Annotated in this window: 10 protein-coding genes; 7 read left to right on the top strand and 3 right to left on the bottom strand. The window is 72.4% G+C overall.

Annotated elements, in window-relative coordinates; genetic code table 11:
* Positions 1-6: 6 nt before the first annotated feature.
* Both ACZ5NW_RS03740 and idi read left to right on the top strand, forming a co-directional pair.
* Positions 7-948 (top strand): cation diffusion facilitator family transporter, encoded by a 942-nt coding sequence (locus tag ACZ5NW_RS03740; RefSeq protein ID WP_468742071.1) that lies wholly within the window; start codon positions 7-9, stop codon positions 946-948.
* A 191-nt stretch (positions 949-1,139) separates the two neighbouring features.
* Positions 1,140-1,733 (top strand): isopentenyl-diphosphate Delta-isomerase, encoded by a 594-nt coding sequence (gene idi / locus ACZ5NW_RS03735; protein ID WP_468742070.1) that lies wholly within the window; start codon positions 1,140-1,142, stop codon positions 1,731-1,733.
* 6 nt (positions 1,734-1,739) lie between these two features.
* Here the strand turns inward: idi and ACZ5NW_RS03730 are convergent, their stop codons facing one another.
* Positions 1,740-2,258: an ATP-binding protein gene (locus ACZ5NW_RS03730; RefSeq protein WP_468742976.1), complete on the bottom strand. Its 519-nt coding sequence runs from the start codon at positions 2,256-2,258 to the stop codon at positions 1,740-1,742.
* A gap of 268 nt (positions 2,259-2,526) precedes the next feature.
* Here ACZ5NW_RS03730 and ACZ5NW_RS03725 point away from each other — a divergent pair, with 268 nt between their 5' ends.
* The 3 genes from ACZ5NW_RS03725 (at position 2,527) to ACZ5NW_RS03715 (ending at position 7,124) form a co-directional block, all read left to right on the top strand.
* A complete protein-coding gene (locus tag ACZ5NW_RS03725; RefSeq protein WP_468742069.1) occupies positions 2,527-3,282 on the top strand; it encodes an enoyl-CoA hydratase/isomerase family protein in 756 nt (251 codons plus the stop codon).
* A 129-nt stretch (positions 3,283-3,411) separates the two neighbouring features.
* On the top strand, positions 3,412-5,772 hold the full coding sequence (locus ACZ5NW_RS03720) for a Tex family protein (protein WP_468742068.1): 2,361 nt from the start codon (positions 3,412-3,414) through the stop codon (positions 5,770-5,772).
* A gap of 164 nt (positions 5,773-5,936) precedes the next feature.
* The gene (locus tag ACZ5NW_RS03715; protein ID WP_468742067.1) at positions 5,937-7,124 is read left to right on the top strand and encodes a serine hydrolase domain-containing protein; all 1,188 of its coding nucleotides are present in this window, start codon (positions 5,937-5,939) and stop codon (positions 7,122-7,124) included.
* Here ACZ5NW_RS03715 and ACZ5NW_RS03710 read toward each other — a convergent pair.
* Positions 7,121-8,761: an ABC-F family ATP-binding cassette domain-containing protein gene (locus ACZ5NW_RS03710; protein ID WP_468742066.1), complete on the bottom strand. Its 1,641-nt coding sequence runs from the start codon at positions 8,759-8,761 to the stop codon at positions 7,121-7,123. The two genes, ACZ5NW_RS03715 and ACZ5NW_RS03710, sit on opposite strands and share 4 nt — an antisense overlap.
* A 72-nt stretch (positions 8,762-8,833) precedes the next feature.
* Here ACZ5NW_RS03710 and ACZ5NW_RS03705 point away from each other — a divergent pair, with 72 nt between their 5' ends.
* Positions 8,834-9,799, top strand: coding sequence for an FAD-dependent oxidoreductase (locus ACZ5NW_RS03705; protein WP_468742065.1), 966 nt, complete (start codon positions 8,834-8,836; stop codon positions 9,797-9,799).
* A gap of 13 nt (positions 9,800-9,812) precedes the next feature.
* Here ACZ5NW_RS03705 and ACZ5NW_RS03700 read toward each other — a convergent pair whose 3' ends face one another.
* On the bottom strand, positions 9,813-11,756 hold the full coding sequence (locus ACZ5NW_RS03700; RefSeq protein ID WP_468742064.1) for a Xaa-Pro dipeptidyl-peptidase: 1,944 nt from the start codon (positions 11,754-11,756) through the stop codon (positions 9,813-9,815).
* Positions 11,757-11,955: 199 nt separating this feature from the next.
* On the opposite strand from ACZ5NW_RS03700, the gene ACZ5NW_RS03695 reads away from it, so the two are divergent.
* Positions 11,956-13,467, top strand: a complete 1,512-nt coding sequence (locus ACZ5NW_RS03695; RefSeq protein WP_468742063.1) for a M1 family metallopeptidase — start codon at positions 11,956-11,958, stop codon at positions 13,465-13,467.
* Positions 13,468-13,578: the final 111 nt, after the last annotated feature.

The raw sequence follows: 13,578 nt of genomic DNA, 5'->3' as shown, positions 1-13,578 counted from the left end.
GTTCTCATGGGGGCAGGGCACGACCACGGGCACGGCCACGGGCACGCGCCGCCCACCGGCACGGCGGCGGCCGCCTACGTGGGCCGGCTGCGCATCGCCCTGGGGATCACGCTCACGGTGATGGTCGTCGAGATCGCCGGCGGGCTGCTCGCGGACTCGCTGGCGCTGATCGCGGACGCCGCGCACATGGCGACCGACGCGCTGGGCCTCGGCATGGCGCTGCTCGCCATCCACTTCGCGAGCCGCCCGGCGAGCGCCCACCGCACCTTCGGCTACGCCCGCGCGGAGATCCTGGCCGCGCTCGCCAACTGCCTGCTGCTGCTCGGCGTCGGCGGCTACGTCCTGTACGAGGCGGTCAACCGGTTCTTCACGCCGGCCGACACCGCGGGCGGACTGATGATCGTCTTCGGCGGGATCGGCCTGGTCGCCAACATGATCTCGCTCACGCTCCTGATGCGCGGGCAGAGCGAGAGCCTGAACGTGCGCGGGGCGTTCCTGGAGGTCGCGGCCGACGCGCTGGGCTCGGTGGCCGTGATGCTCTCGGCGCTGATCATCCTGGTCACCGGCTGGCAGGCCGCCGACCCGATCGCGTCACTGGCGATCGGCCTGATGATCGTGCCGCGGACGCTGAAGCTGCTGCGCGAGACCCTGGACGTGCTGCTGGAGTCGGCGCCCAAGGGCGTCGACATGGCCGAGGTCCGCGAGCACATCCTCGCCCTGGCGGACGTGGAGGACGTCCACGACCTGCACGCGTGGACGATCACCTCGGGCATGCCGGTGCTCTCGGCGCACGTGGTGGTCCGCTCGGACGCGCTGAACGCGATCGACCACGAGAAGATGCTGCACGAGCTCCAGGGCTGCCTCGGCGACCACTTCGACGTGGAGCACTGCACCTTCCAGCTGGAGCCGAGCGGTCACGCGGAGCACGAGGCCCGGCTCTGCCACTGATCCCCGGCCGGCTCCCGCAGGTGTCCCGGGGGCGTGCGGCGCGCGCTCCCGCACTACCCGTCCCGCGCGGTTCCCGTCCGCGGTGCCGGGCAAGATCACCCATCGGGCACCTTTCCGGCACCGCGCGGCACCGGCAGCGCCGGTCGCGTACGGCAGACTGGGGGGCGCGAGGACCGATGCTAAGGATGGGTATGCCGATCACACCTGCCACCGAGCCGCACAGCTCGTCGAAGGACACCGCGGACGCGATTCTGCTGGAACTGGTCGACGAGAACGGCGTGACGATCGGCACCGCGGAGAAGCTCGCCGCCCATCAACCGCCGGGACGGCTGCACCGGGCGTTCTCGGTGTTCCTCTTCGACGAGCGCGGCCGGCTGCTGCTGCAGCAGCGGGCGCTGGGCAAGTACCACTCCCCCGGCGTGTGGTCCAACACCTGCTGCGGTCACCCCTACCCCGGCGAGTCCCCGTTCGCGGCGGCGGCGCGGCGCACGTTCGAGGAGCTCGGCGCCTCCCCGGCGCTGCTGGCCGAGGCGGGCACCGTGCGCTACAACCACCCGGACCCGGACTCCGGCCTGGTGGAGCAGGAGTACAACCACCTCTTCGTCGGCCTGGTGCGCGCCCCGCTGCGGCCGGACCCGGAGGAGATCGGCGACACGGCCTTCGTGACCGCCGCCGAACTGGCCGAGCGGCACGCGAAGGACCCCTTCTCCTCCTGGTTCATGACCGTGCTGGACGCCGCCCGGCCCGCGATCAGGGAGCTGACGGGGGACTCCGGGGGCTGGTGAGCCCGGTCAGGGGAGCCGGGCGGGCTTGAGCGGCAGTGCCGCCCAGATGACCTTCCCGCCGCTCGCCGTGTGCTCCACGTCGCACACCCCGCCCGCCTCCCTGGTGATCTCCCGGACCAGCAGCAGTCCCCGGCCGCCGGTCGGGCTGTGGGGGTTCTCCAGGGCGGTGGGGCGATAGGGGTGGTTGTCCTCCACGGACACCCGCACCCACTCGGCCCCGACGGCCACCTCCACGGCGAGCATCGGCGACAGCAGCGCCGCGTGCTTGACGGCGTTGGTCACCAGCTCGGAGACGATCAGCAGCAGCCCCTGCACCAGATCGTCCGGAGCGGGCACGCCCTGTCGGTACAGCAGGTCCCGTACGGCGTGCCGCGCCTGCGGGACCGAGGCGTCCTGGGCGGGGGCGGTGAACCGCCAGACACCCTCGTACGGCAGCGGCTGCGGGATCGGGGCCCCCGGGGGGTCGTACGCTGTGCCCGCAGCGTCCTCTGGGCGTGGGCCGGACCCGCGCCCGTGGTCGTCCATCGTCCGGTCGCCACCCTCGCGCTCGATTGTCACCACGCATCGAGTGTTGGTAACCGGGGACTCCGCCCCGCTGACCTGTCCACAAGTGAGCGGGTATCGAGCGCTTCCGACCGCTCGCGCCTGATCTCGTCGGCTACGGGACCGCTCCTGGCCCGACCGGGCCGACTTCGCGAACTCTTCGGGTTGTACGGGTTTGCCGCCCCCGCGCCCGGGACGTCCCCGCGGGCCGCCGATCATGCGCCCGGCGCGGGCGGATAGCATCCGGCTCATGGAGCCCCAGTTGCTGCACGACGTCACCGACTCGGTCGCCACCGTCGTCATCCACCATCCGGCCAAGCGCAACGCCATGACCGCCGAGATGTGGCGGGCACTGCCTCCGCTGCTGGCCCGGCTCGGCGCCGATCCGGACGTACGGGCGCTGGTCCTCACCGGCGAGGGCACCACCTTCTGCGCGGGCGCCGACATCTCCACGCTGCGCGAGCGACCCGAGGAGCCGCAGCGGCTGGCGGTGGCCGCGGAGGTGGCGCTGGCCGCGTTCCCCAAGCCGACGCTCGCGGCGATCCGGGGTCACTGCGTGGGCGGCGGGGCGCAGTTGGCGGCGGCCTGCGATCTGCGGTTCGCCGAGGAGGGCGCGCTGTTCGGGGTGACCCCCGCGAAGCTCGGCATCGTGTACCCGGCGGCGACCACCCGGCGGCTGGTGTCGCTGGTGGGTCCGGCGACCGCCAAGTACCTGCTGTACTCGGGCGAGTTGATCGACGGCGAGCGGGCGCTGCGCACCGGGCTGGTCGACGAGTTGCTGCCGGAGGGCGAACTGGGCAAGCGGGTCGCCGAGTTCACCCGGATCCTGGTCTCCCGCTCGCAGTTGACGCAGGCCGCGGCGAAGGAGTTCGCGAACGGCCGTACGGACCGCGACGGCCACTGGTCGGAGCAGGCGGCGGGCAGCGACGATCTCGCGGAGGGCGTCGCCGCGTTCCTGGAGCGCCGGCAGCCCCGCTTCACCTGGACGGTGCCTACGTCGGGATGAGCCTTCCGCGGGGACCCCGCGTCCCCGCCTTTCCCGCCGTGCCGCGCCAGAACGGTGGGGCGCTGGGCGCTGTCGGTGCCACCTGCCACAATTGCCGCGCAACCTCAGTGGAGAAGGCGGTACGGGATCGTGACGACACCCGGATCCAACGCAGTAGGGTCCATCGAAGGCAGGATCGCCGAGGAGCTCGGCGTACGGGAGCGGCAGGTCAGAGCCGCCGTGGAGCTGCTCGACGGCGGTTCGACGGTGCCCTTCGTCGCGCGCTACCGCAAGGAAGCGACCGAGATGCTCGACGACGCGCAGCTGCGCACGATCGAGGAGCGGCTGCGCTATCTGCGGGAGCTGGAGGAGCGGCGGACCGCGGTCCTGGAGTCGGTGCGCGAGCAGGGCAAGCTCACCGACGAGCTGGAGGCGCGGATCCGGGGTGCCGAGACCAAGGCGCGCCTGGAGGACATCTACCTGCCGTACAAGCCGAAGCGGCGCACCAAGGCGCAGATCGCGCGCGAGGCGGGTCTGGAGCCGCTGGCCGAGGGGCTGCTCGCCGACCCGACGGTCGAGCCGCTGGCCGCTGCCGCCGCCTTCGTGGACGCCGACAAGGGCGTCGCCGATCCGCAGGCCGCCCTCGACGGCGCCCGGGCGATCCTCACCGAGCGCTTCTCGGAGGACGCCGACCTGATCGGCGAGCTGCGCGAGCGCATGTGGGTGCGCGGGCGGCTGGCCGCCAAGGTGCGCGAGGGCAAGGAGGAGGCCGGCGCCAAGTTCGCCGACTACTTCGACTTCGCCGAGCCGTTCACGGAGCTTCCCTCGCACCGGATCCTCGCGATGCTGCGCGGTGAGAAGGAAGAGGTCCTGGATCTCGTTCTGGAGCCGGAGGAGCCGACCGACGGGCCCTCGTCGTACGAGGGGATCGTCGCCGCGAGGTTCGGTATCGCCGAGCGTGGCCGCCCCGCCGACAAGTGGCTGACGGACACCGTCCGCTGGGCCTGGCGGACGCGGATCCTGGTCCACCTCGGCATCGACCTGCGGCTGCGGCTGCGTACGGCCGCCGAGGACGAGGCGGTCGACGTGTTCGCCGCCAACCTGCGCGACCTGCTGCTCGCCGCCCCGGCCGGCACGCGCGCGACGCTGGGCCTCGACCCCGGCTTCCGTACGGGCGTGAAGGTCGCCGTGGTCGACGCGACCGGCAAGGTCGTCGCCACCGACGTGATCTACCCGCACGTCCCGGCCAACAAGTGGGACGAGGCCATCGCCAAGCTGGCGCGGCTGGCGAAGGAGCACGCGGTCGAGCTGATCGCGATCGGCAACGGCACGGCGTCCCGCGAGACCGACAAGCTCGCCGGTGAGCTGATCACCAAGCACCCGGAGCTGAAGCTCACCAAGGTGATGGTGTCCGAGGCCGGCGCCTCCGTGTACTCGGCGTCCGCGTTCGCCTCGCAGGAGCTGCCCGACATGGACGTGTCGCTGCGCGGCGCGGTCTCCATCGCTCGCCGGCTCCAGGACCCGCTGGCCGAGCTGGTGAAGATCGACCCGAAGTCGATCGGCGTCGGCCAGTACCAGCACGACCTGTCCGAGGTGAAGCTGTCGCGCTCGCTGGACGCCGTGGTGGAGGACTGTGTGAACGGCGTCGGGGTGGACGTGAACACCGCGTCCGCGCCGCTCCTCGCGCGTGTGTCCGGCATCACCTCGGGCCTCGCCGAGAACATCGTGGCGCACCGCGACGCCAACGGGCCGTTCACCTCCCGCGCGGAGCTGAAGAAGGTGTCCCGGCTCGGTCCGAAGGCGTACGAGCAGTGTGCGGGCTTCCTGCGCATCCGCGGCGGCGTCGACCCGCTGGACGCGTCCAGCGTGCACCCGGAGGCGTACCCGGTCGTCCGGCGGATGGTGAAGACCAGCGGCCAGGAGGTCGCCTCGCTGATCGGCAACACGGGCGTGCTGCGCTCCTTGAGGCCGGGCGACTTCGTGGACGAGACGTTCGGACTGCCGACCGTCACCGACATCCTCAAGGAGCTGGAGAAGCCGGGCCGCGACCCGCGTCCGGCCTTCAAGACGGCCACCTTCAAGGAGGGGGTGGAGAAGATCTCCGACCTGTCCCCGGGGATGGTTCTGGAGGGCGTGGTCACGAACGTGGCGGCCTTCGGCGCGTTCGTCGACGTCGGGGTCCACCAGGACGGTCTGGTGCATGTCTCCGCGATGTCGAAGACCTTCGTCAAGGATCCCCGGGACGTGGTGAAGCCGGGTGACATCGTCAAGGTGAAGGTCCTCGACGTGGACATCCCGCGCAAGCGGATCTCGCTGACGCTGCGGCTCGACGAGGAGGTGGCCGCGCCGGGCGGCCGACAGGGTGAGTCCGGCGAGCGCCGGCAGCGGGGCGGGCGTCCGCCTCAGCAGCGGCAGCAGCGCCAGCCGCAGCGGCAGGGTCCGCCTCCGGCCAACAGTGCGATGGCCGATGCTCTGCGCAAGGCCGGGCTGGTGGATCCGAAGAACCGGTAGGTGGCGAGGGGCGTGGGGAGGTGCGGGTCCGTTGTGGCTGGTCGCGCGGTTCCCCGCGCCCCTTTCGGGGCGCTTTCCCTTCGGCCGGATGCAGCAGTACCGGCGGCTGGGGGGATCGGGCGGGGTGACGCTGGTTGCCCCGTCCGTTTTCTCCCGGAGCAGCCATGCCTCTTCGTGTTCCCCGTCGCCCGTTCCGGTCCCGCCTCGGGGCCGTCTCCCTCGTCGCCGTCTGTCTTGCCGCGCTGTCGCCGGGCGTTGCCGGCGCCGCCACGCCGCCGCACCCCGATGCCGCCCTGCAGCGGCTCCTCGACGATCTCGTCCGGCGGCCCGGTGGGCCTCCCGGGGTGATCGCCGTCCTGCGCGACGGCAAGCACACCCGGGTCGTACGGGCCGGTGTCGCGGATCTGGAGACCGGGCGGCCGCCCGAGGTGAACGACCACATGCGCATCGCCAGTACGGCCAAGGCGTTCAGCGGCGCCGTCGCGCTGTCCCTCGTCGACCTGGGCGACCTGCGGCTGGACGACACGATCGGCACGGTGCTGCCCCGGCTGCCCAAGGCCTGGCACGCGGTGACGCTGCGCCAGCTGCTGAACCACACCAGCGGCCTGCCCGACTACTCGCAGAGCCCCGCGTTCCGCGAGATCCTGCTCGCCGTCCCGCACCATGTCTTCGACTCGCGCCGGCTGCTCGACTATGTCGCCGATCAGCCGCTGCGGTTCACGCCGGGCAGCCGGTACCAGTACTCCAACTCCGACAACATCGCCGTCGCGCTCATGGCGGAGGCCGTCACCCGTACCCCGTACGAGCAGCTGCTGCGCGAACTGGTGTACCGGCCGCTGGGGCTGCGCAGCACCAGCCTGCCGCAGGGCTACCGGATGCCGACGCCCTATCTGCACGGCTACGACGTGAGCCCGCCCGCGCCGCCGGTGGACGTCAGTGAACTCGTCGGCATGTCCGGGGTGTGGGCCTCGGGCGGCATCGTCTCCACGCCCGCCGACATGACCCGCTTCGTGCGCGGCTACGCGGGAGGCGCGCTGTACGGCCGTCAGGTGGTCCGGGAGCAGCGCCGCTGGGTCGCCGGCGGGGCGTCCGAGCCCGCCGGGCCCGGGCGCAACGACGCCGGACTGGCCATCTTCCGGTACACCACCCGGTGCGGTGTGGTGCTCGGCCACACCGGGAACACCCCCGGCTACACCCAGCTGATCGCGGCGACCCCGGACGGCCGCCGGTCCCTGACCTTCTCCACCACCACGCAGATCAACGAGACCCTCAAGCCCGACCTGCTGCGCCGGCTGCGGGCCGTGGAGGAGGACTTCGTCTGCGCGCTGCTGAGGCGGCCGGACAGGTCCTAGCGTTCGGTCACCTTGCCGTCGGCCACTTCCAGGCGACGGGTGACGTGTACGGCGTCCAGCATGCGGCGGTCGTGGGTGACCAGGAGCAGAGTGCCCTCGTAGGAGTCGAGGGCCGTCTCCAGTTGCTCGATGGCGGGCAGGTCGAGGTGGTTGGTCGGCTCGTCGAGGACCAGGAGGTTGACGCCACGGCCCTGGAGCAACGCCAGGGCGGCGCGGGTGCGTTCGCCGGGTGAGAGGGTCGCGGCGGGGCGCAGCACGTGGTCCGCCTTGAGGCCGAACTTGGCCAGCAGGGTGCGCACCTCGACCGGCTCGGTGTCGGGGACGGCCGCGCAGAACGCGTCCAGCAGCGACTCGGAGCCGTGGAACAGCTTGCGGGCCTGGTCGACCTCGCCGACCAGGACTCCGGAGCCGAGGGCCGCGTGCCCGGAGTGCAGCGGGACCCGGCCCAGCAGGGCGCCGAGCAGGGTCGACTTGCCCGCGCCGTTCGCGCCGGTCACGGCGACCCGGTCGGCCCAGTCGATCTGCAGCGACACCGGCCCGAACGTGAAGTCGCCGCGCCGCACCTCCGCGTCCCGCAGGGTCGCCACGACCGCGCCGGAGCGCGGGGCGGCCGCGATCTCCATGCGCAGCTCCCACTCCTTGCGGGGCTCCTCGACGACCTCCAGGCGCTCGATCATGCGCTGGGTCTGGCGGGCCTTGGCGGCCTGCTTCTCGCTGGCCTCGCTGCGGAACTTGCGGCCGATCTTGTCGTTGTCGTTGCCGGCCTTGCGGCGGGCGTTCTTGACGCCCTTGTCCATCCAGGAGCGCTGTGTCTGCGCCCGGTCCTGGAGAGCGGCCTTCTTGTCGGCGTACTCCTCGAAGTCGTCGCGGGCGTGCCGGCGGGCGACCTCGCGCTCCTCCAGGTAGGCCGCGTAGCCGCCGCCGTAGAGGTTGATCTGCCCCTGGGCCAGGTCGAGTTCGAGGACCTTGGTGACCGTGCGGGTGAGGAACTCGCGGTCGTGGCTGACGACGACCGTGCCGGCGCGCAGGCCGGTCACGAAGCGCTCCAGGCGTTCGAGGCCGTCCAGGTCGAGGTCGTTGGTCGGCTCGTCGAGGAGGAAGACGTCATAGCGGGAGAGCAGCAGCGAGGCGAGGCCCGCGCGCGCCGCCTGACCGCCGGACAGGGAGGTCATCGGCTGGTCCAGGTCCACGCCGAGGCCGAGGGAGTCGGCGATCTCCTCGGCCCGCTCGTCGAGGTCGGCGCCGCCGAGGCCGAGCCAGCGCTCCAGGCTCGCCGCGTACGCGTCGTCGGCGCCGGGCGCGCCGTCGACCAGGCCCTGCGTGGCCTCGTCCATCGCGCGCTGGGCCTCGGCGACGCCGGTGCGGCGGGCGAGGAAGGCACGCACGGTCTCCCCCGGGCGGCGCTCCGGTTCCTGCGGCAGATGGCCGACGGTCGCGGTCGGCGGGGAGAGCCGCAGCTCGCCCTGCTCGGGCGCGGTCAGGCCGGCGAGCAGCGTGAGCAGCGTGGACTTTCCGGCGCCGTTGGCTCCGACGAGGCCGATCACGTCTCCCGGGGCGACGACGAGGTCGAGCCCCGAGAAGAGGGAGCGGTCGCCGTGGCCGGCGGCGAGGTTCTTGGCGACGAGGGTGGCAGTCATCAGGGCCGCGATTCTAGTCGGCGGCCGCGGGCCCTGGTGTGCTCGCGGTGGGCGCTCGGTTAGCGTGCCGGTATGGGCGAGGGAACGCGGGGCGACGTCATCGTGGTCGGCGGCGGGGTCATCGGGCTGACGACGGCCCTGGTCCTCGTCGAACGGGGGCTGCGGGTCCGGGTGTGGGCGCGGGAGCCCGCCGAGCGGACCACCTCGGCCGTGGCCGGCGGGCTGTGGTGGCCGTATCACATCGAGCCGGTCGCCTCGGCGCGGGCGTGGGCGCTGCGCTCCCTGACGGTGTACGAGTGGCTGGCCGCGCGTCCGGAGGAGACCGGTGTGCGGCTGGTCGGGGGTGTGCAGGGCGAGGTGGATCTGGACGCGGTGGCGCGGTGGACGGCCGGGCGGCTGGCCGGGCTGCGGTGGGCGACGGCCGAGGAGTACCCCGTCGGCCGGGGCGTGCGGGCGCGGCTGCCGTTGGTCGACATGGCGGTTCATCTGCCGTGGCTGCGCGAGCGGTTGCTGCGGGCGGGCGGGGCCGTGGAGGAGCGGACGGTGACCGATCTGGCGGAGGTGCCGGCGCCCGTCGTCGTCAACTGCACCGGGCTGGGCGCCCGGGACCTGGTGGGGGACACCGAAGTACGGCCCGTGCGGGGGCAGTTGGTCGTCGTGGAGAACCCCGGGGTCCGCGGCTGGCTCGTATCGACGACCCCGGATGGCGCGTTGGCGTATCTCCTGCCCCAGCCGGGGCGGCTGCTGCTGGGCGGCACGGCCGAGGAGGACGCGTGGTCCCTGGAGCCGGATCCGGACGTGGCGGAGGCGATCGTACGGCGGTGCGCGGCGCTGCGGCCCGAGGTGGCGGGGGCGCGGGTGCTGGAACACCGGGTGGGCCTGCGGCCGGCGCGGCCCGCGGTACGGCTGGAGCGCGAGACGGGCGCGGACGGCCGGGTGCTCGTCCACCACTACGGGCACGGCGGCGCCGGGGTGACGGTGGCCTGGGGCTGCGCGGAGGAGGCGGCCGACCTGGTGACCGGGGTCGCCTCCTCCTGAGCCGGGGTGCCCGTTACGGAACGCGGTGCGCGGTCCGGGGGGCCCGTACGCCGTCCAGCGGGGCGGGGCCGGACGCCGGCGCGGGTTTGCCCGAGATGGCGTGGGCGAAGGCGGCCGTGCCGCCGACCACGGGGACGCGGGCGGTGGTGCGGGACAGGTCCAGGGTGAGGGTGGGGCGGTCGGCGGGCGGGTCGATGAGGTCCTTGTCGGTGCCGCCGACGATCAGCGCGAGGCGGTGGCCGCGCGGGACGACGTGGTCGGTGGCCGCGAGGTCGACGGTCAGGGTGTACGCGCGGCCCGGGGTGAGCGGGCCGCCCTTGCCGGGGTCGGCGTAGGTGCCGAGGTCGGCCCAGCCTCGGCTGACGATCGTGTAGTCGACGGCCGTCGTCTTCGCGGCGGTCTCCTTGAAGCAGGCGCTGTCGCCCGGGGTGCTCGCGCCCCAGCAGGTGCGGTCGGTGAGGGTGGTGATGCCCTCGCCGCTCGCCGCGTAGTCGCGGATGGTGTCGGGGCCGAGGTCCACGAGGACGGCGGTGACATGGGCCGTCGGGGTGGTGGGCGTGGCGGTGACGGTGACCCGGGAGGAGCCGGACAGGCGCAGGTCGCGGGTGAGCGGCCCGGTGACGAAGCCGGCCTTCTCCGGGGTGGGTCGGTCGAGGTGCGCGGCCCAGTCGGTCTCGCCGAGCTGCGGGTCGTCGGTGAGGCTCTCGGTGCCGGTACCGGCGGTCAGGCCGAGTGTGCCGACGCCGGCCTCGGTGCCCGGGCCGGGGTGCAGGCGGACGGTCGCGGTGCCGCGCGGCGGCCAGGTCGTGGACGTCGTCCACTGGTCGGGGTGGCGTTCGATGTCGGCCATCGGCTCGCGGTCGATGCCGTTGTCGTAGCCGAGGAGTTCGTGGTCGAACCAGCGGTGCAGGGTGTCGACCCAGGTGGCGCGCCGGAAGTCGAAGGGGTCGACGTGGCCGGTCTGGGAGAGCCAGATCTTGCGCTCGACGCCGTTCTTCGCGAGGGCGTTCCACCACTGGCCGAGGTGCTTCATCCGGACGTTGAGGTCCTGCTGGCCGTGGACGAGGAAGACGCTGGCCCTGACCTTGGCCGCGTCCTTGACGTAGTCGCGCTCGGTCCACAGGCCGGTCCAGTCGCCGGTGCGGGGCGCCTCGTCGACGAGCTTTTGCTGGACGGCGGCGCACTTGGCGCGGGCGTCGGGGCTGTCGACGTAGTCGGAGAGCCACTCGGGGCCGGAGTCGTAGAGGGGGGCGCCCTGCTGGAAGTAGTAGTCGTACCAGGAGGAGATGGCGCTGATCGGCACGACGGTCCTCAGGCCGCGGACTCCGGTGGCCGCGACGCCGTTGGCGATGGTGCCGTCCCAGCTCTTGCCGATCATGCCGGTCCGGCCGTTGGTCCAGCCCGCTGTGGTCCTCGTGTCGCCGGTGCGGGTGGTGTACGCCGTGGCGCGGCCGTTCAGCCAGTCGACGACGGCCTTCGCCGATAGGATGTCGGAGCGGCCGCCGATGTCGGCGCAGCCGTCGGAGCGATTGGTACCGGCCAGGTCCACGCCGACGAAGGCGTAGCCGCGGGGCACGAAGTAGTTGTCGTAGAACAGCGGCATCTGGACGACGCGGCCGTCGGCGTCGTACGTCTTCTTCTGGCTCTCGTTGCCGCGTCCGCAGCAGGAGTAGTAGGGGCTGGCGTCCATGATGACGGGCACCTTGCGGCCGCGCGCCGCGGGTTCGCGGGGGCGGACGATGTCGACGGCGACGCGGTCGTGCCGCCCGTCGCCGTCGCCGTCGAGGCCGGTGTCCACCCAGACGGCCTCGCGGATCGCGTTCTCGTACGAGTAGACGGGCAGGCTCTCGCGCGGGGCGGCGCCCGCGGTGGCCGGGGTGAGGAAGGCCGCCAGGAGGAGGGTGACGGCGGCGGTCGCGAGCGGTCTCCAGATCGTGAAGCGCGTGCGTGTCGACATGCGCGGGACGCTACCCGTGTCAACTCCCGTACAGAAGGGGGCAGCTGTGCGGCGGTTGTGGCCGGATCGCACCCCTGGGGCGGTTCGGTCATGACGGCCGAATGGCGATCGTGTGACAGGGGAGGCCGTGGACACCATCCGTTGCCCGGGACTGAATAGGCTCCGAAATGACCTCGTGCTCCTACGACTTGGAGTTTTCGTGCACCGCAGACTGATCGCGCCGGGCGCGCTCGCGACGGCCTCCCTGCTGCTGGCGATCCCGGCATCGGCCGCGAGCTTCTCCCCCGGCGCCCCGGGTATCGGCGACCCCTACTACCCGGCCTACGGCAACGGCGGATACGACGTCTCGCACTACGACCTCCGGCTCAAGTACCAGCCCGCGACGGATGAGTTGGAGGGTACGGCGACGATCCTCGCGAGGACGACCCAGGACCTGTCCCGCTTCGACCTGGACTTCCTGCTGGACGTCAGCGAGGTGCGGGTCAACGGCGCCAAGGCCTCCTTCGCGAGCTCGGGCGAGCACGAGCTCGTGGTCACGCCGAAGACGCCGCTGGCCAAGGGCACGCCGATCACCGTGGTCGTCCGCTACAGCGGGGTGCCGTCCACGAAGAGCGCGTACGGCTTCACCACCTGGCACCGCACGCCGGACGGGGCCATCGCGGCCGACGAGCCCGAGGCGGCCTGGTGGTGGTTCCCCAGCAACGACCACCCGAGCGACAAGGCCACCTACGACGTGTCGGTGCTGGTGCCGGACGGCACCCAGGCGATCTCCAACGGGACGCTGCAGTCGACGAGTTCACGCCTGGGCTGGACCCGCTACAACTGGCGGGAGAACAAGCCGCAGGCGACCTATCTGGCCACCCTCGCGCTCGGCAGGTTCGACATCACGACCGGCACCTCCGAGGGCGGTGTCCCGGTCGTCAACGCCTACAGCAAGGACCTCGGCGACAACGACGGGGCGGCGCGGGCGAGCGTCGAGCGCACCGGGGAGATCGTCGACTGGCTGAGCGGCTACTTCGGGCCGTATCCCTTCAGCTCGGCCGGCGGGTATGTGCCGAACACGACCACCGGCTACGCGCTGGAGACGCAGACCCGCGTGTACTACAGCCCGCGGCAGTTCGCGAACGGCTCCAACGCGTCGGTCGTGGTGCACGAGCTGGCCCACCAGTGGTACGGCGACTCCGTGTCCCTCAAGGGCTGGAAGGACATCTGGATCAACGAGGGCTTCGCGCGGTACGCGCAGTGGCTGTGGTCCGAGCACGAGGACGAGGGCACCACGCAGGAGCTCGCGGACTACGTGTACGCCACGCATCCGGCGGACGACGCCTTCTGGACGGTCAAGCCCGGTGACCCGGGTGCGGACAACCAGTTCGACATCGCCGTCTACGACCGGGGTGCGCTGGCCGTGCAGGCGCTGCGCAACGAGGTGGGGGACGAGGCGTTCTTCGCCATCCTGAAGGGCTGGCCGCAGGAGCACGCGTACGGCAACGCCTCCGTCGCCGACTTCGAGGCGTACGCCGAGAAGGTGTCCGGGAAGTCCCTGTCCGCGCTCTTCGACACATGGCTGTTCCAGCCGACGAAGCCCGCGAAGCCAACGGCTCCGGCGGCGCGTTCCGCTTCGCTCGCGAAGGCGTCGGCGGCTCCGGCGGCTCCGGTGCGGCCGAAGTCGTGGAAGAAGATCGAGGCGACGAACGACGTCCACGCGCACTGACGATCGCGCGGGTCAACTGGCGTGGGGGGGGGGGGGGGGGGGCCGGGGGGGGGGGGGGGGGGTTTCTGAAAGGTTCGCTAACTCCCGCCCGGTGTGTGGGTTTTGTTTGGG

This window comes from Streptomyces sp. NPDC032126 (genome assembly GCF_055580085.1).
Note: the sequence above shows the minus strand (reverse complement) of the source record. Positions and strands in the feature narration are given on the sequence as shown.

What these genes read in the sequence shown, in the direction of transcription:
- ACZ5NW_RS03730 (WP_468742976.1), bottom strand. Translation starts at nt 2,258, where the DNA reads ATGGACGACCACGGGCGCGGGTCCGGCCCACGCCCAGAGGACGCTGCG.
- ACZ5NW_RS03700 (WP_468742064.1), bottom strand. Translation starts at nt 11,756, where the DNA reads ATGTCGACACGCACGCGCTTCACGATCTGGAGACCGCTCGCGACCGCC.
- ACZ5NW_RS03715 (WP_468742067.1), top strand. Translation starts at nt 5,937, where the DNA reads ATGCCTCTTCGTGTTCCCCGTCGCCCGTTCCGGTCCCGCCTCGGGGCC.
- idi (WP_468742070.1), top strand. Translation starts at nt 1,140, where the DNA reads ATGCCGATCACACCTGCCACCGAGCCGCACAGCTCGTCGAAGGACACC.
- ACZ5NW_RS03740 (WP_468742071.1), top strand. Translation starts at nt 7, where the DNA reads ATGGGGGCAGGGCACGACCACGGGCACGGCCACGGGCACGCGCCGCCC.
- ACZ5NW_RS03710 (WP_468742066.1), bottom strand. Translation starts at nt 8,761, where the DNA reads ATGACTGCCACCCTCGTCGCCAAGAACCTCGCCGCCGGCCACGGCGAC.
- ACZ5NW_RS03705 (WP_468742065.1), top strand. Translation starts at nt 8,834, where the DNA reads ATGGGCGAGGGAACGCGGGGCGACGTCATCGTGGTCGGCGGCGGGGTC.
- ACZ5NW_RS03725 (WP_468742069.1), top strand. Translation starts at nt 2,527, where the DNA reads ATGGAGCCCCAGTTGCTGCACGACGTCACCGACTCGGTCGCCACCGTC.